At 49.6% G+C, this 21,161-nt stretch carries 17 protein-coding genes and 1 pseudogene; 8 read left to right on the top strand and 10 right to left on the bottom strand.

The features are described from left to right. Positions 1 to 14: 14 nt before the first annotated feature. From ACFSUS_RS13060 to ACFSUS_RS13045, 4 genes are all read right to left on the bottom strand, one after another. A complete protein-coding gene (locus ACFSUS_RS13060) occupies positions 15 to 791 on the bottom strand; it encodes a DUF2490 domain-containing protein (RefSeq protein ID WP_381523220.1) in 777 nt (258 codons plus the stop codon). A 184-nt stretch (positions 792 to 975) separates the two neighbouring features. After that, a complete protein-coding gene (locus ACFSUS_RS13055) occupies positions 976 to 1,389 on the bottom strand; it encodes a hypothetical protein (protein ID WP_381523218.1) in 414 nt (137 codons plus the stop codon). 143 nt (positions 1,390 to 1,532) lie between these two features. Beyond that, complete coding sequence (locus ACFSUS_RS13050; protein ID WP_381523216.1) at positions 1,533 to 5,714, bottom strand: NPCBM/NEW2 domain-containing protein; 4,182 nt, start codon at positions 5,712 to 5,714, stop codon at positions 1,533 to 1,535. A 412-nt stretch (positions 5,715 to 6,126) separates the two neighbouring features. After that, complete coding sequence (locus ACFSUS_RS13045; protein WP_381523214.1) at positions 6,127 to 7,059, bottom strand: sugar phosphate isomerase/epimerase family protein; 933 nt, start codon at positions 7,057 to 7,059, stop codon at positions 6,127 to 6,129. A gap of 1,169 nt (positions 7,060 to 8,228) precedes the next feature. On the opposite strand from ACFSUS_RS13045, the gene ACFSUS_RS13040 reads away from it, so the two are divergent. Beyond that, the gene (locus ACFSUS_RS13040; protein WP_381523212.1) at positions 8,229 to 8,405 is read left to right on the top strand and encodes a hypothetical protein; all 177 of its coding nucleotides are present in this window, start codon (positions 8,229 to 8,231) and stop codon (positions 8,403 to 8,405) included. Positions 8,406 to 8,628: 223 nt separating this feature from the next. Here the strand turns inward: ACFSUS_RS13040 and ACFSUS_RS13035 are convergent, their stop codons facing one another. The 3 genes from ACFSUS_RS13035 to ACFSUS_RS13025 all read right to left on the bottom strand — a co-directional run bounded on the left by ACFSUS_RS13035 (position 8,629) and on the right by ACFSUS_RS13025 (position 11,314). Next, positions 8,629 to 9,297, bottom strand: coding sequence for an alpha/beta hydrolase (locus ACFSUS_RS13035; protein ID WP_381523210.1), 669 nt, complete (start codon positions 9,295 to 9,297; stop codon positions 8,629 to 8,631). 89 nt (positions 9,298 to 9,386) lie between these two features. After that, positions 9,387 to 10,139, bottom strand: a complete 753-nt coding sequence (locus tag ACFSUS_RS13030; RefSeq protein ID WP_381523208.1) for a LytR/AlgR family response regulator transcription factor — start codon at positions 10,137 to 10,139, stop codon at positions 9,387 to 9,389. 11 nt (positions 10,140 to 10,150) lie between these two features. Beyond that, positions 10,151 to 11,314: a sensor histidine kinase gene (locus ACFSUS_RS13025; protein WP_381523206.1), complete on the bottom strand. Its 1,164-nt coding sequence runs from the start codon at positions 11,312 to 11,314 to the stop codon at positions 10,151 to 10,153. Between the two features lie 252 nt (positions 11,315 to 11,566). Between ACFSUS_RS13025 and ACFSUS_RS13020 the strand changes: the two genes are divergently transcribed. Beyond that, positions 11,567 to 11,911 (top strand): hypothetical protein, encoded by a 345-nt coding sequence (locus tag ACFSUS_RS13020; protein WP_381523205.1) that lies wholly within the window; start codon positions 11,567 to 11,569, stop codon positions 11,909 to 11,911. A 318-nt stretch (positions 11,912 to 12,229) separates the two neighbouring features. Then, positions 12,230 to 13,714 (top strand): Gfo/Idh/MocA family protein, encoded by a 1,485-nt coding sequence (locus ACFSUS_RS13015; RefSeq protein WP_381523203.1) that lies wholly within the window; start codon positions 12,230 to 12,232, stop codon positions 13,712 to 13,714. 65 nt (positions 13,715 to 13,779) lie between these two features. Here the strand turns inward: ACFSUS_RS13015 and ACFSUS_RS13010 are convergent, their stop codons facing one another. Continuing rightward, positions 13,780 to 15,498 (bottom strand): GMC oxidoreductase, encoded by a 1,719-nt coding sequence (locus ACFSUS_RS13010; protein ID WP_381523201.1) that lies wholly within the window; start codon positions 15,496 to 15,498, stop codon positions 13,780 to 13,782. 131 nt (positions 15,499 to 15,629) lie between these two features. Here ACFSUS_RS13010 and ACFSUS_RS13005 point away from each other — a divergent pair, with 131 nt between their 5' ends. The 4 genes from ACFSUS_RS13005 (at position 15,630) to ACFSUS_RS12990 (ending at position 18,609) form a co-directional block, all read left to right on the top strand. After that, positions 15,630 to 16,325 (top strand): hypothetical protein, encoded by a 696-nt coding sequence (locus ACFSUS_RS13005; RefSeq protein WP_381523199.1) that lies wholly within the window; start codon positions 15,630 to 15,632, stop codon positions 16,323 to 16,325. Between the two features lie 64 nt (positions 16,326 to 16,389). Further along, entirely contained in the window at positions 16,390 to 17,448 is a 1,059-nt protein-coding gene (locus ACFSUS_RS13000; RefSeq protein WP_381523198.1) for a class I SAM-dependent methyltransferase, read from the top strand. Between the two features lie 52 nt (positions 17,449 to 17,500). Further along, on the top strand, positions 17,501 to 17,806 hold the full coding sequence (locus ACFSUS_RS12995; protein WP_381523196.1) for a (2Fe-2S) ferredoxin domain-containing protein: 306 nt from the start codon (positions 17,501 to 17,503) through the stop codon (positions 17,804 to 17,806). A 110-nt stretch (positions 17,807 to 17,916) separates the two neighbouring features. Further along, positions 17,917 to 18,609, top strand: a complete 693-nt coding sequence (locus ACFSUS_RS12990) for a YjjG family noncanonical pyrimidine nucleotidase (protein WP_381523194.1) — start codon at positions 17,917 to 17,919, stop codon at positions 18,607 to 18,609. A gap of 256 nt (positions 18,610 to 18,865) precedes the next feature. Here the strand turns inward: ACFSUS_RS12990 and ACFSUS_RS12985 are convergent, their stop codons facing one another. Together ACFSUS_RS12985 and ACFSUS_RS12980 are read right to left on the bottom strand one after the other, a co-directional pair. Beyond that, positions 18,866 to 19,246, bottom strand: a complete 381-nt coding sequence (locus ACFSUS_RS12985) for a type II toxin-antitoxin system VapC family toxin (protein ID WP_381523192.1) — start codon at positions 19,244 to 19,246, stop codon at positions 18,866 to 18,868. Then, positions 19,246 to 19,395 (bottom strand): hypothetical protein, encoded by a 150-nt coding sequence (locus ACFSUS_RS12980; RefSeq protein WP_381523190.1) that lies wholly within the window; start codon positions 19,393 to 19,395, stop codon positions 19,246 to 19,248. The genes ACFSUS_RS12985 and ACFSUS_RS12980 overlap by 1 nt, the downstream gene beginning before the upstream one ends. A gap of 165 nt (positions 19,396 to 19,560) precedes the next feature. Between ACFSUS_RS12980 and ACFSUS_RS12975 the strand changes: the two are divergent. Then, positions 19,561 to 21,153, top strand: a pseudogene (locus ACFSUS_RS12975) (FAD-dependent oxidoreductase); the annotation flags it as partial. Positions 21,154 to 21,161 lie beyond the last annotated feature (8 nt).

Genomic DNA, 21,161 nt, shown 5'->3' with positions numbered 1-21,161 from the left:
CTGATACGTACCCATCAACGGGTGAAATCAAGATCGTAGGCTACGTTTAGCCGAAAGCCTGTGTTGTATTCAAACACTCGGCTATTTGTAATCGGATCTGCCTCGGGATGTTGGGTAACCTGGTATAGATAACCGAGTTCTAGCTTCAGGTTGTCCCGAACTTGGTAACCTAAGCCACCAGAGATCCGGTTTTGGTTGAATGTATTGTACCCAACATTTTTACCAAAACTGATGAACAGCTCATCGAAGAAAGATAGGTAAAACTCGTTATTTTCAATCGTTCGCCCCTGCAAGGGTACTACAGCTTCAATTTGATAGCGAATCCGATGCTGATAGTCCCAATCAATGATCCGGTGCGACCCGTCGGGTGCCATTTCACTAATCCAACGCTGCTCAAGCCGGAACCGATGACTGAGCTGGATAACGCCTATCGTATCAGCGATCTGAATATCTTCGTAAAGGCGGTGTTCCGGGTACGGCACTCCGGTTTCGGCTGTGGGGTAATCGCCATATGGGTAAGTAATTAAATTAGTGTAGCCAAAGCCGAACTTAACCTTGTCGTTGAGTGAATAAACTGTGCCCACCCGCGCCAGCGATTGTTGCCAGGCCGTAACCCAGTTTACCCGTCGCCATTGATATTCGGTGTGAAGCTCCCATTTCTTGCTCAGCTTATGATCGCCGTTGTACACAAACCAGCCGATCTGATTAAAGTCTTTAAGACGGTTCTGCTGGCCTACCCCCGTAAACGGCAATAAGCACATTAAAACGGCCACTACGCTCGATTTAGACATGTAAGAATGGTTTCCATTGGAGAAGAAACCAACGTAATAACCAGACAAGCCGAGCAGATGGATTGTAATATCTATTCACAGGCATATTATTGTTCTCCGCTCTGCACGTTCAGAAAGCCACAAACAAAAAACGGCCTGTGAATGCCCAGGCCGTTTTCTGTTTGTGACGATAAGCGGAGTTTCCTTATTTCGGCGCTCGGGTGAGCTCCCAGGTGCCAGATGCCTGCCCACCACCAGCATCCCAAGTCCCCTTCAGGGTTGGATCGGTTAAATTTCCACTGAAGCTTACGTCTTGACCCGACGATGGGTCAGTGTAAGCCGCGCTGAGTTTGTTCTTTTGCCAGGTAACCGTTTTCAGATCGAGAGGATGTCGGGTACCGTCGTCAGTTACCATCACAATCTGGCCGGTCAATTTTTGGCTGGCATCCCGATTTAACATCAATTCAAATTTTCCGGAGGCAGACCCATCGAACGTACCCGTCCACTTGCCAAGTACAGCCGACAACGTATCGGTCGCAGACGCGGCTGTTTGCGCAGTAGCCACCGAATAACTGGCGAACAGCATAAGTACGGACGCAAATAAAGCTTTGATAAACATGAATAGAGGATTTAGATGAAAAGATGGTTTTGTCAATGAAGCCGCTAATCTAGCAGGAAAAATAGGACAGCCTATTATGCATACGTAAAGAAGCTACTCGCAGCACAAAGTAGCTTCTTTACGTATGCATGAATCACTGATTATTACTCCGACAGGATCACTTTTCGGGTGATGCGCTGCGATCCCTGCGTTATTGTAAGCATGTAAAAACCACGGCTTAATTCGCTGACGGGCACCTTGATAATATTCTCACCGGCCACCGCCTGGTGGGTTAGTTGCCGAACGGGTTGAGCCCCGGTATTCACCAGCTGTATGTCTACCTCACCTTCCGCCAGGGCGTAATAACGCACTCGAACTTCATCGCGAGCGGGAATCGGATACACCTGAACGAGCGCTTCCGGCTTTATTTCGTCGCTGAGGGCGGCTACTCGCGCGCTGCCCGAGCCGGTCAGTCGTGCTCCAGCCCAATCGGCATGATCGCAGGTGTTATCGTCACCAGCATTGGTGACTACTAATCGCAAGGTCTGTTTGCCCGATACGTTTACGTTAACCGATTTGGTTGGGGCCGTGGTAGTCATTGTTCCACTGCTGTACACCAGGGCATTGTCCACAAAGACCTGGAATTCTACGGAGCCGCAGGTACCGTCAGCCAACTCATCGTCAATACCGATGTCTGTACTAAAATTGGTATATCGCCCACCCAGATCGTAGGTTAACTCCGAAGGCGCATGAACCCCCAGGCCTTTGGCGTAGCCTACACCGTTTACACTCATCGCCCGACCGTCGCTTGCGCCCGACTCTCCGTTACTGCGGTCCTTCTCCACCGGGCCGTAGCCGTTGTTCATGGTTTTCCAGTTTAGGTCGGACAAGTACGTAACCGCCCCCGAAGATGGGGCTGACGTTGCTGCTGCTGGATACAACCGCCCCTGCGGAACGGCTTGCTGCGATTGTCCTGGATACGCCCAAAGTAACCGGGCAGCCGCTCCACCATTGACTTCGTAAAACTCCATCTTGATGTCATACTTCTGACCCCCTGTTAACGTAATGGGATTGGCGTTATCCATAGCAGGACCATGCTCGTTCCAGTTGTTGACAAGCTGCACGCCATTGACCCAAAGCCGCACGCCATTGTCGGAGAAGGTGCTGAACGTATAATCACCCGTTACCGGCGCTTCGATCTGGCCCGTCCAGCGAACTGAAAAATTGTCGCCGTTGACAGTCCCGCCCGCGGGCGAACTACTGCCCCAATCAAAATTGACGGTTGCGTCGGTGCGCGTTAAGACCACCGGACCCGCCAAAGACGTATTGTTGAAGTACTCAGCCTGAAGTCCGGTGCCAGACCCACCACCCGAAGCAGTTCCAACCCGGTACAAGGCCGACGCTGGAATATCCTGTTTGCCAACACCGGGCCCACTGTAGCTGGCATTGAGTTGCTGCCCGCCACCGCCCTGAAAGTAGGTAACGGTCAACGCGTGCTTACCAGCCTTCAGACCAATGGTACCTGACTTTTCGGTGGGCGCGTGCCCACCGTCGTTGTTCACTACTTCGGTCGAACCAATGTACAATTTGCTGCCGTCATCTGAATTGGTGTAAAACGTATACTGACCATCAGTCGGTACGTTAATGAAGCCTTTGAAGCGTAGTGCATATTGACTATCACGGTTACGGACAGACAAGTCAACTAAACTCGTGGTGCCAGTCTTAGCGGGTGTCAACGCATCGAAATTAGGTAAGTTGCCCCAGTCACCTTCAAAGTAGCCAAAATCAAGTCCGTTGACCGCATTGGCTGGATTTTCCGGGTCACGTAACGAAACGGGTGGCGCTGGCGGGTTGTTGGAACCAACCTCTTTAAAGAGCACCATCGACGAAAACGCGGGTAGTGAGACATTGTTCGTGTAAACGTTGTTGCGCGCATCGCGATAGGTACCGTCGATTGACACCTGTTTGGTATCACCGGTTTCGTTGTACACGAGTTTGACGTAATCATCCGGGTTGACGTCGCTGCGGGTTGCTTCCTGCAAACTAACATTATCGAACCAAACGGTCTGGCCATCTTCGGTTACCTGAAACACCACAATAGCGTTGGCTTCATTGGCTGTCGCCGTAAACGCCATGTCGTAGCTCTGGCGGTTTGTTCCGACCTGAACGCTCGACCGGGCGTCGAGGTCCCGATACGAACCATCTTTCTGCCGGATAAACGCCTGAACTCGCTTAGCCGACGACGAAGCCACGGCATCAAACCGAAGCTGATAGGTTTTGCCCTGGCTTACTGATCCAATGTTATTCGTTACCAGTACGTAGGAGTCGCCCCGACCAGACCCCGAGGGAAACGCCACCCGCAGGCTACCGCCGTCGAGCCGGTTGCTGTTGTCCCAAACGGCCTGGCCATTGCCGTATGGACTCCAGGTACTCCAGCCCTCCGTGTTACCGGAAAAAGCGCTGTTCAGCTTGCTATTGCCCGTTCCGGTGATGGTATAGGTTTTATACGTAAGCGGACTATTGCTCGAATTCGCATCTTTTCCGAAGCGATCCTGCCACTCTTTCAGCGACAGATCGGCCCCCGTAATCCCAGATCCGTTATTATATACTGCCCGAATTTTAAGCAGATCCTCGAACGGACGCGCATAAACGTTTCGATTGAATTGTCCATAACTACCGAGGTCGTTCTGGTCCGACTCGTATTTGACATTGAACTGCTCCGGCAACCGGCTGACAAAGATGTTATTCTCGAGCGTGTTGTTCCGCGGTGGGCAAACGCCGTGGTTATGCGTCATGGCCAGCTGGCCTTCGCCGTTGTTAAATACGGTGTTGCCGCTTACCGTTATGTTCGAGGTAGCATGCATAAATATTCCCAACCCGTGGCAGTTGAACACCGAATTGTTGGCTAGTTCAATGTTCTGCGTACAATCGTCGAAAAAGATACCATTGACACCGGCATAGGCCCCACCGGGTGTTCCTTCGGGAGCGCCGATACCGTTATAGATTATGTTCGACACCAGATGAATATCGCCCATCGCCTGCCTGTTTCCATTCCAGACATAAAGACCGCCACCATCGCTTTTGGTGATACAGAAGTTAGAGATTCGGTTGCGCCGGATGGTTGTGCTGGTTGTATATGAGATACCGTTATACCCAACGTTGTCGATTACGTTATTCTCAATCAGCGTGTTAGCCGTACAGAGCGACGTCAGCGCTACGTAGGTTCCATCGCCACTCCGCCCCCGCCCGGGCCATAAGCCAATGCGCTGAACCGTGTTGCCCCGGAACGTAAAGTTTTGATAAGGCTGAATGGTGAGACCGTTATTGTTAGCGTCTTCAATCAGGTTATTTTCTACCGTTATACTGCCCCCGTATCCGGTAATGTACATACCGTCTTCCCCTGAATCGGTAATGTCATTGCCGGCAATAACCAGATTTGAACCACTGTTGACCAGCAGGCCCGTGCTGAGCGTCTGGGTGATTTGCAGGTTACGGATGGTAACGAACTTGACATCCTTTAGGTTAACACCTTCGTTATGAACCGTTACCGTGATATTTTGACCATTTGGGCTACCCTGGTCCGCATAAAGCCGAATAGTTTTGTTGCCGGGGTTGTAATACCACTCGTCGGTTTGATCGAGCGTAGCCGGGTGATTTTGAATGAAATAACCCCAACCATCGGTTATGTCGCGGCTGTTGGGGTTATTGAGCGACAAGGTATTGCCATTCTGCTGGGTAATGGTGGCTCGGTCCAGAATCCATTGCACCGGCCGAATGACGGCTTCACCGCCCGTAAAATTAGTGGGTAGGGACTGCTGACTCGTCAGCTGCGATTTGCCGGAGTGCGATTGTACAGTCAGATACCCTTTGTTGGCGGAGTTATAGTTAGGATAACGCCCTAAAGGCAAAGGCGATGCGTTGCGATATAAGCCCGTTACACGACTGCCGCAGGAGGGGCAATCGGCCTGCCAGACGTTCCCACCGACGTTGCTCCAGTTACTGACCGGAACCGACCCCGACAAGCTGGGTTTATTACCAGACCCGTAAGCGTCTATAACAATAGGTCGGTCAGACGTACCGGATTGGCGAATGAAAAGCGTTCCGCGGAAGGTATCGCCCCGCTTGAACAGGATTTGATCGCCCGGTTGAAGAGCCAGACTACTAACTTTAGATACTGTCTGGAACGGCGAGTCGGCCGATCGGCCGTTGTTGTTATCGTTGCCTGAACTGGCTACATAATACGTCGTTTGACCGAACGCTGTCGAAGCGTGGAACGCCAGGCAAACCAAGGCTGAATAGACAAACGATACCGACTGTAGACGTAGAGATTTTTTTAGGATACGCACAAGATAGTAAAGTGAAGTAGTTACGAAATGGCGAGGTGTTGAACGGCTCAACTACTCAATTCTATCCGTAAACTTACTAGACATATACCGTTTAATCAATATTTACCTACCGGCTAATCAACATCTAAGTAATTTTGCGCGGTTCGTTGTAAGTATTAATAAACTTGTTTACCCGTTCTTGAAGCTACTATATGCCCCGCTCTTCTCTTCCGAACAGGATATTTGTGAATTGAGATAGGACAATTCAGGGCTGAACCACTTATCAATGATGTGTAGCCTGGAGAACGAGCGAGAAAGATGGGGATAAATTTTTAACAATAAATTAACATATAAGTATCCTACATGTGACTAATAGGCACAAACAACGCAGGTCGTAAGCTGTGCTCTGGATAGTCAAAGCCCACTATTCAGATTAGGCTAGCTGTATGTTAACTTCAGTGGCTTTAGCAATTACGTACTGACGGGCTTCGTCGTATTCTTCGGCAGTACGCAGGTGTTCGAGTAGTAAAGGCACCTCTTGGGGTAGCGATGTAACATTGCGCAGGTAAGTAACATAGTCCATACCGCCCCGGCCAGGCATTGTTTCGCTAAAATGGCCGTCTTTACCAGCGATGTCTTTGCCGTGAGACGACACAATCCAGCGGCCTAATTTGCGGAATGTTTCATTGATCAGCGCCGTATTGTTATAATAACGCTCGGGACTGTTGATGATGTTGGCGATGTCAATATGAGCTCCAAAAGCGGGTCGGTCAATCGCCTTGATGAACTTTAGGTATGATTCCGCACCGTCGGGTAAGCTCCAGCCCATCATCTCGAGGGCGAACTTGGCCCGTTTCGGCTTCACGGCGTCGATTACGTTACGGCAGTTCTCGACCGTAGCGTCGAAATACTCTTTAGACAAATTTCGGGCATCAGGACCGTCCCAGTTTTTAGGGTTGTAGGAGCCGGCAATGTTCACGCAGGTAAGCGCACCAACGGCTTCGGCTAAGGCCAAACGGTCAGTTACGTACGTCAGATTTTTACGGCGTTTCTCGGCATCCTGGTCCAGCATGTTTACCCAGGCTCCAACTTCAGCAATCAGTACGTTCTGTTCAGCAAACGCTTTCCGGATGGCGGCTATTCGGTTCGTATCCGTGAGTTCTACTTTAGGTACGTAAGCCGCGCTATACCGCAATCGCCGATGTTCTCGGGCCAGTTCATCAGGATCATCGCTTTTGAGAAAAACGGGACCACCCAGTCGCAGGAGTTTAGAACCCGTTTTCTGCGCAGACAGGCTACCGGCAATCAGGCTACCCGTTACTACGGCTGATGAATGTAAAAAACTACGACGCGAAACAAGTGTCATTGAAAAGCAGAGGTTATTAAAGACAAGGTTTGGTCAGGCAAACGGTATAGACCACATCAACTTACTTTCCGAAGTAATAACTCCGGAGTTTCTAACCGGCCCTACAGCAATATATTGGCTAAGATCAGTACAGTTACGCAGTAACATCAATCCAAGATCGTTACATTTGGTTAAAGCGCTGAAGCTTTGTAACAGTTTCAGTTAAATACCGTTATTGCGACATAAAGCGAACTGACTATGAACTGGTTACTACTCACTTCTCTGCTCTCTGCAGCGGCACCTGTACAGCAAGATACTTTGAGAAAAGTTACGCATCCTTACGATAACATGCCCGTTTATCAAGAGAGCGGCCGTTCGGTCCGGATGCCGAGCCCAAAGTACTATATGGAAATGCGGCCCCGGTATGAAACCAGACCCGGCAAAAACGATAAGCAACCCGCCGACTCAACCAGGAAAGCACCTCGAATTTAAGAGTATGACTACCATAAAGGGTACGGAAGCTCGCAACCGTTGACAAACTACACCACCGAGGCAGAACGCGCCCAGAATCGCCGGGTCGAATTCATTGTGAAATCTGATTAGTAACTGCTGGTCTGCGCAGGTATTTGCTTCTGCTTCTGCCTCTTTCTTAGCTGCTACCAGTATATCTATGTTCGTTTCCTGCCGTCCTGACGGACCGTCCTTATTATAGAGGAGGGCAGAACTACCTACTTTTCTTCTTTTGAGGAAGGCTGAGGAGTGGGAAAAGCACCAATATCCCTTTCACTTACGCAAGAATCGGTTGTACAATATGTCTTTTCGCTGCTAAATTAGAAGCAATCCTTGTACTATATTAATAAATCTAAACTATTCTACCCCGCCTATATGTTCTTTATATGGGAGAGGGCATTTCAGGCATTCCCTCTATTAATATTGATTATTAATTATTTATGTACGTTATGAATGTAACAGGAGCTTATAAACACGAGAACCAAACAAAGGCGCTGCTAATCAGCATTTGGACTTTTTTGCGTTTGTTCACATTAGGATTCACAAATAGCAATACGGTTGTATTCGAGGGCCTAGCTCGTCATGCTACTCCTTTTGGTGGCAACTGGCTATCTGTAAACTAAAATTTTAAGCAGGCAGCTACTTAGCTCATATATCCAACCATTATTAAACATATTCAAATGGTATCATTACACGAACAAGTTGTTGTATTACAACGACAGATTGACTCGCTGACTCAACAAGTGTCGGTGTTAGTAAACCGCATTAATGCCGAGTCATTAACAGACAAGCAGGGAAATACCGATAAACAGGATATAGGTATCAACCGCTACCGGCAGTTGCAGGGTAAAGCTTAACTGGCGTCTCATTAGTGCATGATTAGAAGCACAGGGTTACGTATGGTCCGTATAGTTGGACATGGCCTGGTATCTTTTTGATAATAGGCCTGTTCCAACCACGGCCAGTACGTACCCAACTTGGTGAAACATGGGTAGAACCTTGATGGATACGTACTGGCCGTCTATCGTAAGCAACGGCAAAACCTCTACGTAGCGCCAGTTTGGTAAACGCCACCAATAACTACCTCGGCAACTGTTTCGTTAACCAGGCCATCAAATCGGCGTCTATCTGATCGCGACACTCGTCGAGGCCATGCCGACAGCCATTGTATAGCCGAAGGTCTTTGGGCTTATGGGCGCGTTGGTAAATGTGACGAGAGCAGTCGTCCGGCAGGATTTCATCGGCAGTACCGTGCATCAGTAGCAACGAACGCGGACTTAGCTGATCGGCTAGGCTGGTGCCATACGTCTGGCTACTCAGAGCCACCACTGTCACGACCTCCTCGCTCAATGCTCCGGCACTGATGACAACGGCTCCACCAAACGAATGGCCAACTAAAGCCATGCGCGCATGGTTTCCATAATGCTTCAGGTATTGTACGCCGACTAAGGTATCAATTACGCAATTTTCAAGATTATTAGGGAAACGGTAGTCCAGGCGAAGTGAGGCTATGCCCTGGTTGGTTAATTGCCCAGCAAGCCGTGGATACAAACCTCCGGCCGGGCCAGTTAACCCGCCACCCGCACCACCCACCCAAACAACGGCCGTGCTGGCCTCATCCACTGGGTGGTAGCGGACATTAATATTGCCTACGTTCGTTTGCAGCAATAACTCTTCAATCCCCTCATGAGTGGCCCGATGTACTACCGCATTCAGCTTAACACTCACCGCCTTTTGCTTTCCTCCCATACGTCCTGTGCCATTTCGTTTCCTTCCTTACTCATCGTCAGGCGAAAAGTTGGCGAACGAACTGGCCTAGTTAGGGTAAGGCCTGCGAGTTACTCCATGCCTACCTGCAACGCCCTACCCACATCTTTCTGGTAAAGCCGGCCAATCGGTAACTCCTGGCCTCCAATGTCGATGTGTGTGGGTGTGTAGGCCGCTACTTTATCAATAGCAACGATGAACGAGCGATGAATGCGCACGAAACTGGTTTCGGGCAGCATGGCCTCCAACGAACTGATGCTTTGCTTGACCAACAACGGTTTAGCGTTCGTCGTGATGATTTTGACGTAATCTTTTAAGCTCTCGACGTATAAAATATCATGGGTAAACACCTTGACCATTTTCCGGTCGGCCCTAAAATACAGGAACGTGCTGGCTGCTGACGGCGTCGGCAGTTTTTCGCTCGGCGGCAACGTAAGCGCCCCCGACGGGCTTGCTCCTACCGAGATAGGCTCGGCCTTCATTACCTTAGAAACGGCCCGCAAAAACCGCTCGAACGAAATGGGTTTTAGCAAATAATCTACTACGTCCAACTCATATCCATCCAGCGCATAATCGCGGTAGGCGGTCGTAAAAATCACTTTGGGTGGTTGTCGTAAACTCCGCAGAAAATCGGTCCCCAGTAACTTAGGCATTTTGATATCGAGAAACATCAGATCGACCGGCGTTTCCTGCAACTTACTAAACGCTTGAATGGCGTTGTTGCATTTGCCCACCACCTCCAGCCCGTCGACCATGTCAACATACGATTCGATCACATCCAGAGCGGGTGGTTCATCATCAACGAGTAGACAGCGTATCGTCATAAACGTAAAGGTTAAACGGTTTCGGCCAATTGAGGAGTAGGCACAAAAGACGCATTTTTTATTGGAGACAAGTCTAGTGTTAAAGTGACCATAAAGGTTTCTTCCTCGGCTACAATGCGCAGGTCGTATCGATCAGCGTAGAGCAGTTCCAGGCGTTTCTTTACGTTCTGCAAGCCAATTCCGCCGACATACGTATCGTCGTGCTCGGTCGCTTCCCGGCTGTTGATCAGCTTAAATTTCAGCGTTGTGTCCTGAACAGACAAGTCCAGATGCATCCAGGCTTGTTCAAGTTGTTCGCTCGTACCGTGTTTAAACGCATTTTCCAGGAAGGGCACTAACAGCAGAGGGGCAATCAGTTTGTTGTTATGATCACCAGAAATCGTCACTGACATATCGAGCCGGTCACCGTAGCGCAACTGTTCGAGCCCGATGTAATTACGCATAAAGGCAATCTCCTTTTCCAGCGGCACTTCGGTTGCGTTACAGTCGTAGAGCATGTAACTCAGCAATTCTGACAGCTTTAAAACTACCGCCGGCGAATTGTCGGACTTACGAAGCGTAAGAGCGTACAGGTTATTGAGCGTATTGAACAAAAAATGCGGATGAACCTGTGATTTGAGTAATTGCAATTCAGCCTGAAGTTTCTCTCGCTCGATCTGCTGATACGCTCGTTGTTTAAGGTACCAAACCTTGGCCAGCTTGATGGCAGCCGCAAAGCCTGCAATGGTTGTTGCCCCTCGCAAGCCCGCAATCATCGAGTAAAAAAAAGCGTCTTGTGGCGCAGGAACATTGAGCTGCGCATGAAGCGGTATAAGAATCCATACCGTAGAACAGGCTGCCACCACTGCGCTTAGCAATAAGAACCCCACCAAACCAACGAAAAACGAAGCATACTTTTCCGGAAAAACGTATCGAGGTAGTAAGATATACAAGGTTGCATAGGCCAGCGTCATGTGTGAGGGCAGATAGATGATCGCGTCGAGACCAGCAATCGTCCATCCCTTCAGCATGGCAATCAAAAGGTTTTCGCCTTTGAATTCGTGTAGCCACTGAGCCGGGCGTGCGCCGTAGATCAGCAGAGAAAATACCCAGAACAAAAGCCAGAACAAGCCGTGCCGTGCTAGCCGGTGACGCGGTTGGTTCGAGAAGACAAATTCTTTGGTAAGAAGTTGCATACGCCTGTTGATTACTACCCCGAAGATAGACAAACGTAACAAGTTGGCCTACGAGCCAGCGGATTTGTCGACAAACGGCGTTCAATCGTCGCCAAACAGCAATCTTTAGCACTTAACACCATTCATTGTCAATTTATTGGTGTGTGATGGCAACTGACCAACACTGGGCGACTTTACCAGCGGAGCGTATGATGTGTTTCTACTTTTGATTCAATCAACGACCAAATAACACACACTAAAAAAACACAAGCAATGAACACTATCTCCTACCTCCGTCTGACTTTATTGGTTGTTTTTTTCGCAACGGTATCTCTGTTTGCACAAGCCCAAGTCCGAAAAGCACCGATCGTTTCTCGTGAAGGCTTCTGGGTCATTGAAACGCCAGCCAAGAGCCGTCAATGCACCGTCCGATTTTATACCAATCAGAATGAACTGATTTACGAAGAGACTGTAGAGCGTCGATTGAACATTAACCGTCGGCAAACCAAGCGCAACCTGAATGCCGCCCTAGAGCAGGCCATGTTTGTCTGGAACGCTACGCACAAAGTACCCAGCGACCGGCAGTGGGTTGCTATTCAGTTCGACAGAAACAAGTAAAGCTTATTGGACATCGGTGTAGTCTGTGTTGGGCATAGTCTCCAGACTACCGCACTAGCGAACCGGCCCCAGCGTTAGCCGGTCATAGACCGGCTAACGCTGGGGCCGGTTCAGGCTTCGACCGGCGCATGGGTTTGGGCGGACGACTGAAGTCGTCCGATATTGTGTCAAGACAATGTTCTTATCGCTGTGTGTTTACACACGGTATGAACGATAGTGTAATCCGAAAATGATTGTTACGAATGCGTAGCCTAATTTATTTGGTAGGTAAATCGTACCACAAATCAGCTTTGGTAAGCATACGTAAATCTTTGTCTTATGCAATCATCATCCCGGCGCAACTTCATTAAAACGCTGTCGGCGGCTTCAGCTCTGGCCGCTACGGAGACTATAGCACGTCCGTTTAGCCAGGTCGCGCCCGCTTATATACCGAATCTGAAAAAGATCAGTCCAAACGACAAAATTCGCTTTGCTACCATCGGCATGGGTATTCAGGGCAACTTCGATACGAGAGCGGCTTTGCGTAATCCCGATGTTGAACTGGTCGCCGTAGCTGATTTATACAACGGCCGGCTCGAACACGCTAAATCCGAATACGGTAACGGCAAAGAGCTGTTCACAACCCGCGACCACCGTGAAATTCTGGCCCGGCCCGACATTGACGCCGTTCTGGTTGTTACCCCCGATCACTGGCACGATCACATCACCATCGCAGCTCTGAAAGCGGGCAAAAACGTGTATTGCGAAAAGCCAATGGTGCAACACCTCAACGAGGGTAAGGCTGTGATTGATGCCTGGAAAAAATCGGGCAAGACCATGCAGGTTGGTAGTCAGCGCATTAGCAGTGCCGCTTTCCAGGAAGCCAAACGGTTAGTACAGACCGGTGAAATTGGGGCTATTAACTACATTGAATCTACCAACGACCGCTTCAGTGCCGGTGGCGCCTGGAATTACTCTATACCACCCGACGCATCGACCCAGACGGTTGACTGGGACCGCTTCCTGGGCGACGCGCCGAAGCATCCGTTCGACGCCAAGCGTTTCTTCCGCTGGCGGAACTACAAAGATTATGGTACGGGCGTAGCCGGTGACCTGTTCATCCACCTGATCACGGGCGTTCACTACGTAACCGATACAATGGGCCCAACCCGCATTTTTTCGTCGGGTAACCTGGCGTACTGGAAAGACGGCCGGGATGTGCCCGATGTTATGTCGTGCATTATGGACTACCCGCAAACGGACCAGCACAGCGCATTTCAGATGGTGTTGCGGGTGAATTTTGCCAATGCCGGTAAGATTAATGACGCCACGCGTATCATTGGTAATGAGGGAGAGATTCGCTTCTCGGAAAACAACCTCGTATTGACCAAACACAAGCTCCCGCAAGCACCGGGTTATGGCGGCTACGACAGCTTCTTCACGTTCACGCCGGAGGTGCAGGCCGAGTTCGTTAAACAATATGATGCGCAATACCCGCCCGAAACCCGCACGGCTGAACCGGTTAAAGAAGTGAAGTTCGAAGCCCCTAAAGACGACGATGCGCACGCTAAACACTTTGCCGATTTCTTTAAAAACGTTCGGGAAGGTAGCCAGGGCACAATTGAAGATCCAGTCTTTGGTTTTCGGGCAGCGGCTCCAGTGCTGGCCTGCAACCAAAGCTACTTTGAACAGAAAGTAATCCATTGGGACCCAGTTACCATGACCCAAAAGAATCCAGCAACGGCAACAGGTAAGAAAGCGCCGACTCGTACACCGGCCAAAAAGACCGTCGCGACCGCGAAAACAACAGCAGGGAAGTCATAGGAACTGGTTGTCTCAAACGAGTTCTTCTCTGAGCGGGCAATTTAAATTGCCCGCTCAGAGAAGAACTATAAATTCCCCTTCTTCATTTCCCGTACCGCATAATCGGCCGCCCGCGCCGACAAGGCCATATACGTCAGCGATGGGTTCTGACAAGGCGATGAGGTCATGCAGGCCCCATCGGTGCAGAACACATTTTTAACGACGTGGTGCTGATTAAACTTGTTAAAAACAGACGTTTTGGGATCATTCCCCATTCGGGCCGTTCCCATTTCGTGGATACTCAGACCTGGATGCGCCTGGCTGTCGAAGCCCTCAATATTGCTGAAACCGGCTTTCTCCAGCATCAAAACCGCCTGCTCCTGCGCATCTTTCCGCATGAGTGTTTCATTTTCCCGGTAGTGAACATCCATTTTTAATACGGGTTGCCCCCATTTGTCCTTGACTTCATCCGTCAGATACACCCGGTTGTCATAATACGGCATGCATTCACCAAACGCATCAAGGGTAATCTTCCAGTCACCAAACTGGGTGGCTTTCTCCTTAAAATCAGCCCCAAATCCCTCTTCGCTGAAGGCATGATCCCAGTTCTGCCGACTCGTGTACACCTCGAAGCCATACCCCCGCTTGAAGGTCTGCTTGTCCTGGCCAACGTTCCGGAACCGGGGAATATACAATCCCGCCGGATGACGACCGTAATACGCCTTGTCGAGGTCATGTTTGTAGTCGGCTGTGGCTCCGGCATGAAAATGATGATCCATCAGGTTATGGCCGAGTTGTCCACTATCGTCCATGCCGTTTGGAAAACGGTTTGATTTAGAGTTCAACAGGATGAACGTTGACCCCAGGGCTGAGGCATTCAGGAAGATAACGTTGGCGTAAAACTCATGCCACTGGTGCGTTTGCTCGTCAATAACCCGCACGCCTGTTGCCTTCCCAGCCTTCTTCTCGTCGTAAATGATCGAGTTGACAATGGAATGCGGGCGAACAGTCAAGTTTTTTGTGCGTCGGGCGGCAGGCAACGTAGCGGATTGCGTACTAAAATAAGCGCCGTAGGGACAGCCGCGCATACACAAGTTACGAAACTGACACTTGGCCCGGCCCAAGTCGGTTTGTTCTTTGGTCGGCGCAGTGAGGTGGGCCGCCCGCGCTGAGATCACTTTCCGGTCAGCGAACTGTGCGTTAACTGATTTTCTAAAATGTTGCTCCAGGCAGTTGTCGGGCAGCGCGGGTTGAAATAGGCCATCGGGCAGATGCGGAATCCCGTCGCGGTCGCCGGCAATCCCCGCAAATTTCTCAACATAATCGTACCAGGGGGCAATGTCCTTGTACCGGATTGGCCAGTCGGTAGCGATCCCCTCCTTGAGGTTTGCCTCAAAGTCAAGGTCCGAAAACCGGAACGAGTAACGACCCCACATCAGCGACTTCCCGCCGACGTGATAGCCCCGAATCCAGTCGAACGGCTTTTCTTCCACGTACGGGTTTTCGAGGTCATTCACAAAATGCTGATGCGTAGCTTCGGTGATGGTGAATCCGGTGCGATTCTGTACCGGATAATTTTTCAATATCGCTTCGGGCATGTACTGGTTACGGTGGGGAAACTCCCAGGGGGGCGTCATGGCCGTGTGATAGTCTGTTACGTGCTCAATCATGCGTCCCCGCTCTAGCAGCAACACCTTCAGTCCCTTTTCGCTTAATTCTTTGGCCGACCATCCACCGCTAATGCCCGAGCCAACCACGATGGCGTCGTATCGGTTTGCCAAGTGAACCTGCTGCTGAGTAGCCATCTTGTTCGGATTATTTATTCAGGAATAAGCTTCGAATATAATCAACTTACTTGATGGCAGGCAATTTATTAACCTGCTCTTAACCAGAACTATTCATTTCTTATCGTTACTATGTCACAAACTGACTTTCTGTGAAAGATTTTACAATAACACCAGCGCCGATTCGTCGACGCCTGAACCGTCGACAAATAGGGTTAATCGCCCTAGCAACCTTACTGCTCTGGATTGCCATAGATGTCTTTGTGCCCCGCCAACACAGCATTCGGGCGTTCGACCCAGCCGAAGTGGCCCGGTTAGAAACAGCCATGTGGCGGTCGTATTACGATAAGAATCCAGCGCTGTTGTTCTGGCAATTAGCCGGAGGATTACGGCAACAATTTCATGCCCCGTTCTGGCGATCATTCGGGCTCGCCTTTCAGGCCACCAAAGCCGCGTTTGTGTTCAAGCAAGGTCGCAACCGTGCCGATTATAACAAAGCGCTCCCAACGCTAAAGACGTATTACCAATCGATTCAGGACCTTACCATAGAGCAATTTGACGTAGAAAAAGTGGCCTCGTTGGAATTGAACTGGTGGATTATCCATCGCCAACGCGCTTGGTATTCGTATCAGGATTTGGGCAATGCCCTTGTGCAAACGGCCGCTGCGTTGTATGACCAGCCAAGTTCTCCTTTCATAGGATACGGTCGTCAGCGAGCCGAAGCAATGCGTTTATGCGACGAAGCCGGTCAAAAGCCCAGCGGAACCACCGAAGCCGATTGGCAACGTATTGAGCAGGAATTGAATCAGGCCTGGAGCACCCTGCACAGCGTTGTGCAACAGAAATAAGTAGCCAGCAAACTCAGACACAATTAGTTTTTGCGAGTTGTATAGACAGACGTACCGATTGTTCATGCAGCTAACGATTTCTCCCGAAAACCCCATTGAGTGGTTTGCCCTTCGCGCCAATCTTGCCGCTATTCCGCTACTTCATATTCAGATTATGCCGGTACTGGCGAAAGCCGTACTCGAAGCCGCCGACAATGGTGTCTTTGAAGCGGCTAAAAACGGCCCACAAACCCTTGATGAGCTTGTTCAGGTACTGAACCTAAACCCCAAAGCACTCGGCGAACTAATGGGCCTTCTGACCGCGATGGGTTACTTCAACTATAAAAACAACCGCTTTACCCTCACCCGCATGGCCCGTCGCTTTACCCTGAAAGATGATCCCATGTCGGTGTATGGGATGATGATTTTCAACAACCGGGTTGTGTGGCACTGGATGAGCCACCTGGGCGACTATCTCAAAACGGGCAAAGGCGTTCAGTACCACGATACGTTATCACCGGAGCAATGGCAATATTACCAGCAAGGCATGATTGCCGCCAGCAACATCGAAGCCCGCGAGTTTGGTTTACGGGCTCCTGTACCCAGATCAGTAAAGTCGGGTAAGGCAACGCAAATGCTCGACATCGGTGGGTCGCACGGGCAGCATTCCGTTGTGCTCTGTAAGAAATACTCGGGCCTGACCTCGGCCATTCTCGATCTTCCGCAGGCTATTGAACAGGCCGCTCCGTTGCTGGCTCAGCAAGGTATGGGCGACCGCGTACGGCATCAGTCAGGTAACGTCTTAACCGACGATTTAGGCGAAAGTCAGTTTGATTTTATACTCATGTCAAGTCTGGCGCACCATTTCTCTCCCGAGCAGAATCAGACAGTAGCCAGCAAAGTAGCAAAGGCTTTGCGGCCGGGTGGCGTGTTCATTATCAATGAATTTATCAGACCGGCAATTGGTGCTAAACCCGAGCTCATTGGTAGCAGCACCGATCTGTTTTACGGGCTAAGCAGCACGGCGGGAAACTACTCCATTGATGAAATTTCTGGCTGGCAACAAACGGCCGGTTTAACATCGCCGAAGGTGATCAACTACCGAACGGTTCCGGGCCGGGCTATGGTTATTGCCCGAAAATGACAGGTACGTCGGTATCGTTACGTACCTTTGACCACGAATTAGCATCAACCTCATGAAATACAGAAAGCACGTTTTTATCTGCAATAATCAAAAAGCCGCCCCCAAGAAATCGTGTGGCGAAGCGCATGGCAATGAATTGGTAGATGCCTTCAAAGCAGCCCTTGCCGAACGCGGTTTACTGAAAGAAATGCGGGCTCAGCGCACTGGTTGCCTCGATGCCTGCGCGTTCGGTCCGGCACTGGTCGTTTATCCAGAAGGCACGTACTATGGCAATGTGCAGCTTTCAGACGTCAATGAAATCGTTGATAGTCATTTGGTCAATAACCAACCTGTAGAACGGCTGAAACTGGAGTTTTAAAGTTGTACAGTCATAAACCGGAGTTGCAAAGTCATAAAGTTGTATAGTTATATGGCGATGCGTCAGCCAACTGTACAACTTTATGACTCTAGAACTCAATGCTGCAACGGATGAAATACAAACACCTTTTCTTCGACCTCGACCATACCTTATGGGATTTTGACCGAAACTCGGCAGAATCTCTCGACGAACTTTTTGACACCTTTCAGCTGGCCGATTTGGGCATTGCATCGGCCGAAGAGTTCAGTCGCCATTTTATTGCTATAAACCGAAAGCTCTGGGCCGATTACGATAAGAATATAATAACGCACGGCTATATTCGGCAGCACCGTTTCCCCATGGTGTTCCAGGCGCTGGGTATCGATGAGTCAGCGGTTCATGCCGACCTGAATGCGGAGTATCTACGACTGCTACCCCAGAAGCCTCATTTATTAGAGTCGGCGCGGGAATTGCTGGATTACCTGAAAGACCGCTACACGATGCATATCATTACCAATGGGTTTGCTGAAATTCAGGCCATCAAAATGGATAGTGCGGAGATTGCTCATTATTTCACCTACGTCGTCACCAGCGAGAATGCGAACGCCAAGAAACCTGATCCTCTCGTGTTTCAATATGCGTTGAGCATTAGTGGCGCTTCGGTAGCCGAAAGCCTTATGATTGGTGATAATTACGAAGCCGACATTCTTGGCGCCAAAAGCGTGGGCATGGATACCGTCTTTTACAACCAAGTCGGAGCCATCGTAGACGATCAGCCAACGTACGATATTCGTCATTGGAAAGAACTGATGGCTATATTGTAGCGCCGGTACAGGAAACGACAGCTCGCGCGACGTACATAGCTGGTTTTAGTAACTCAAAAAGCTATTGTAGTTAGACCGCAGTTGGTGAGAAGAGGTAGGGAGTACTTGTTAACTCGAAACTATCAAATTACTCTGATTATCCAGTAGACTTTTATCATCACAACAACCTTAAAGCGGCATGAGTACCGAAAATTTACTGTAAACCAACACAAGTAGATCATACTTGTTAAGTTGGGTTTATCAGCAGCTGAAGACCCTAGGCCTGATAATAAGGGAAGTTTCGATCGGCGCTAATTAAGATTAGCTTATCAGTGATAGCCTGACAAATCAGTAAATGATCGAAAGGGTCTTTATGAGCAGCGGGAGTTTCTAACACGTAAAGCTGCTTAAGGTGCTTCGGCTTAACTGTCAACAGGCGCACACCGTAATCATCCTGTAATTCAAATAGCAACTTGTCAAGATCTACAGGTAGGGAAAGTTTGCCTAGCTTAGCCTTAAGAATTAGTTCACGGATACTTTCTGTGCTTAAATAGAATTCATGCGTTTGATCAGCGAGTAGCGTTTTAACAGCAGGGTCAAGGCGAGGGTTATCGGTAAGGGTCCAGATTAGGATATGCGTATCCAGCAAATATTTCATCAATCGACAATTGTCTTTTTCAAATCTTCCGTCCAACAGTCATCTTTCTCGACGATGATTCCCTTATACTTACCAAGGGCGGCTTTCAGATTCGACTTAGACTTCGATTTGTCCGAAACTGATTTTGTTGACTTGGTTGCCGTTTTCATGATTGTATTCATTTCTATGGCCAATATAACGCAGAATTAGCCAATATCGTTACGTGAGCGGTTAACCAAAATCAATGAATGTTAAATTGATAGACCTCCGAGCCGTATCTATAATGATTCGGCTGTGAAGCAAGCCGAATTTCTAGTTCAGCCTTACAAACCACCATGCGATACATTAGCTACGTATTTATTCTTATCCTATTTTCTTCGCTGCTTCGCGCTCAGCAACCCATAACCGTCGATGTTTGCGTTTACGGCGGCACCTCAGCGGGTGTAATAGCCGCTTACTCCGCCAAAAAAGCGGGTAAATCAGTTGTATTGATTGAACCGGGGCGGCACCTGGGTGGTATGTCGTCGGGGGGGTTAGGCGCAACTGACATTGGTAATAAGCAAGCGATCACGGGCTTATCGCGGGATTTCTACCGACGCATCGGACGGCACTACGGCAAGCCTGAGCAGTGGACGTTCGAGCCCCACGTTGCCGAAGACGTGTATAAGCAATACTTGAAAGAAGCTGGAGTTGAGCCCCTATTTTCATACCGAATCACATCGGCCAAAATCGCTGACAACCAAATCCAGTCGATTAACCTTGAGCTAGTTAAATTTCAATGGTATTATAAAAAGGGGGGGATTGCGTTTAATGACACCTTACCAAAAACGATCCGGGCTAAACAGTTCATCGACTGTTCTTACGAGGGCGATCTGATGGCGAAAGCTGGAGTAGCATACACCGTTGGGCGCGAAGCGGCCAGTCAGTACAACGAGCCGCTAAACGGCGTACAACTTCGTGACAAACATCAGTTTCCGGACGGCGTTGATCCTTATCAGACGCCCGGCAATCCAGAGAGTGGTTTATTGTGGGGAATTGGTTCAGCTACACTAGCCCCTAACGGTACTGCCGATAAAACGGTACAGGCGTATAATTTCCGCTTATGCCTCACCGACAACCCCGCCAACTTCATCCCCATCACCCGCCCCCTGGGCTATGACTCGACAAAATACGAGCTGCTCTTACGGCAGATTGCCAAAAAAGAACCAAAGGAACTGACGTGGAATCTGATGCACTTCATCATGATGCCTAACCGCAAAACTGATATTAATAACTGCGGAGGTTTCTCGACCGACATGATCGGGGCCAATTATGATTACCCCGATGCTGACTATACCCGGCGCGACGAAATCATTCGCGAGCATGAGACATACACAAAGGGCTTATTTTACTTCATCGGCCACGATCAACGGATGCCCAAGCACCTGCGCGATGAAATGTTGAAATGGGGCTATCCGAAAGACGAGTATTTAGATAACGATCATTTTTCGCATCAACTGTACATTCGTGAAGGCCGACGAATGGTGGGTGAGTACGTGATGACCCAGGCGAATTGTGAAGGCAAAGTTGTTGTGCCAGACCCTGTCGGCATGGCGGCTTACACCATGGATTCGCACAATTGCCAGCGGCTGGTAGTTAAAAATGCCAATGACGTACCAATGGTACGAAACGAAGGCGATGTGCAGGTAGGAGGCTTTCCGCCCTATCCGGTCAGCTACCGGGCCATTATACCCAAACGGGGTAGCGTACAGAATCTCCTGGTGCCTGTATGTCTATCAGCCAGCCACATTGCGTATGGATCAATCCGGATGGAGCCGGTTTTCATGGTGCTGGCCCAATCGGCTGCGCTGGCAGCCTGCCTGGCTATCGACGACAAGAAAGCGGTGCAGGATATAGACGTACCGAAACTGCAACGACTGATTCAAACACAGAGTAA

Source organism: Spirosoma soli (assembly GCF_042684525.1).
Taxonomy (GTDB): domain Bacteria; phylum Bacteroidota; class Bacteroidia; order Cytophagales; family Spirosomataceae; genus Spirosoma; species Spirosoma soli.
The sequence above is the reverse complement of the archived record's forward strand: the minus strand, read 5'-3'. Positions and strand labels throughout refer to the sequence as shown.

Bases quoted from the DNA above. Each gene is read 5' to 3' on its own strand.
- ACFSUS_RS13060 (WP_381523220.1), bottom strand. From the start codon at position 791: ATGTCTAAATCGAGCGTAGTGGCCGTTTTAATGTGCTTATTGCCGTTT.
- ACFSUS_RS13055 (WP_381523218.1), bottom strand. From the start codon at position 1,389: ATGTTTATCAAAGCTTTATTTGCGTCCGTACTTATGCTGTTCGCCAGT.
- ACFSUS_RS13045 (WP_381523214.1), bottom strand. From the start codon at position 7,059: ATGACACTTGTTTCGCGTCGTAGTTTTTTACATTCATCAGCCGTAGTA.
- ACFSUS_RS13040 (WP_381523212.1), top strand. From the start codon at position 8,229: ATGGTATCATTACACGAACAAGTTGTTGTATTACAACGACAGATTGAC.
- ACFSUS_RS13035 (WP_381523210.1), bottom strand. From the start codon at position 9,297: ATGGGAGGAAAGCAAAAGGCGGTGAGTGTTAAGCTGAATGCGGTAGTA.
- ACFSUS_RS13030 (WP_381523208.1), bottom strand. From the start codon at position 10,139: ATGACGATACGCTGTCTACTCGTTGATGATGAACCACCCGCTCTGGAT.
- ACFSUS_RS13025 (WP_381523206.1), bottom strand. From the start codon at position 11,314: ATGCAACTTCTTACCAAAGAATTTGTCTTCTCGAACCAACCGCGTCAC.
- ACFSUS_RS13020 (WP_381523205.1), top strand. From the start codon at position 11,567: ATGAACACTATCTCCTACCTCCGTCTGACTTTATTGGTTGTTTTTTTC.
- ACFSUS_RS13015 (WP_381523203.1), top strand. From the start codon at position 12,230: ATGCAATCATCATCCCGGCGCAACTTCATTAAAACGCTGTCGGCGGCT.
- ACFSUS_RS13010 (WP_381523201.1), bottom strand. From the start codon at position 15,498: ATGGCTACTCAGCAGCAGGTTCACTTGGCAAACCGATACGACGCCATC.
- ACFSUS_RS13000 (WP_381523198.1), top strand. From the start codon at position 16,390: ATGCAGCTAACGATTTCTCCCGAAAACCCCATTGAGTGGTTTGCCCTT.
- ACFSUS_RS12995 (WP_381523196.1), top strand. From the start codon at position 17,501: ATGAAATACAGAAAGCACGTTTTTATCTGCAATAATCAAAAAGCCGCC.
- ACFSUS_RS12990 (WP_381523194.1), top strand. From the start codon at position 17,917: ATGAAATACAAACACCTTTTCTTCGACCTCGACCATACCTTATGGGAT.
- ACFSUS_RS12985 (WP_381523192.1), bottom strand. From the start codon at position 19,246: ATGAAATATTTGCTGGATACGCATATCCTAATCTGGACCCTTACCGAT.
- ACFSUS_RS12980 (WP_381523190.1), bottom strand. From the start codon at position 19,395: ATGAAAACGGCAACCAAGTCAACAAAATCAGTTTCGGACAAATCGAAG.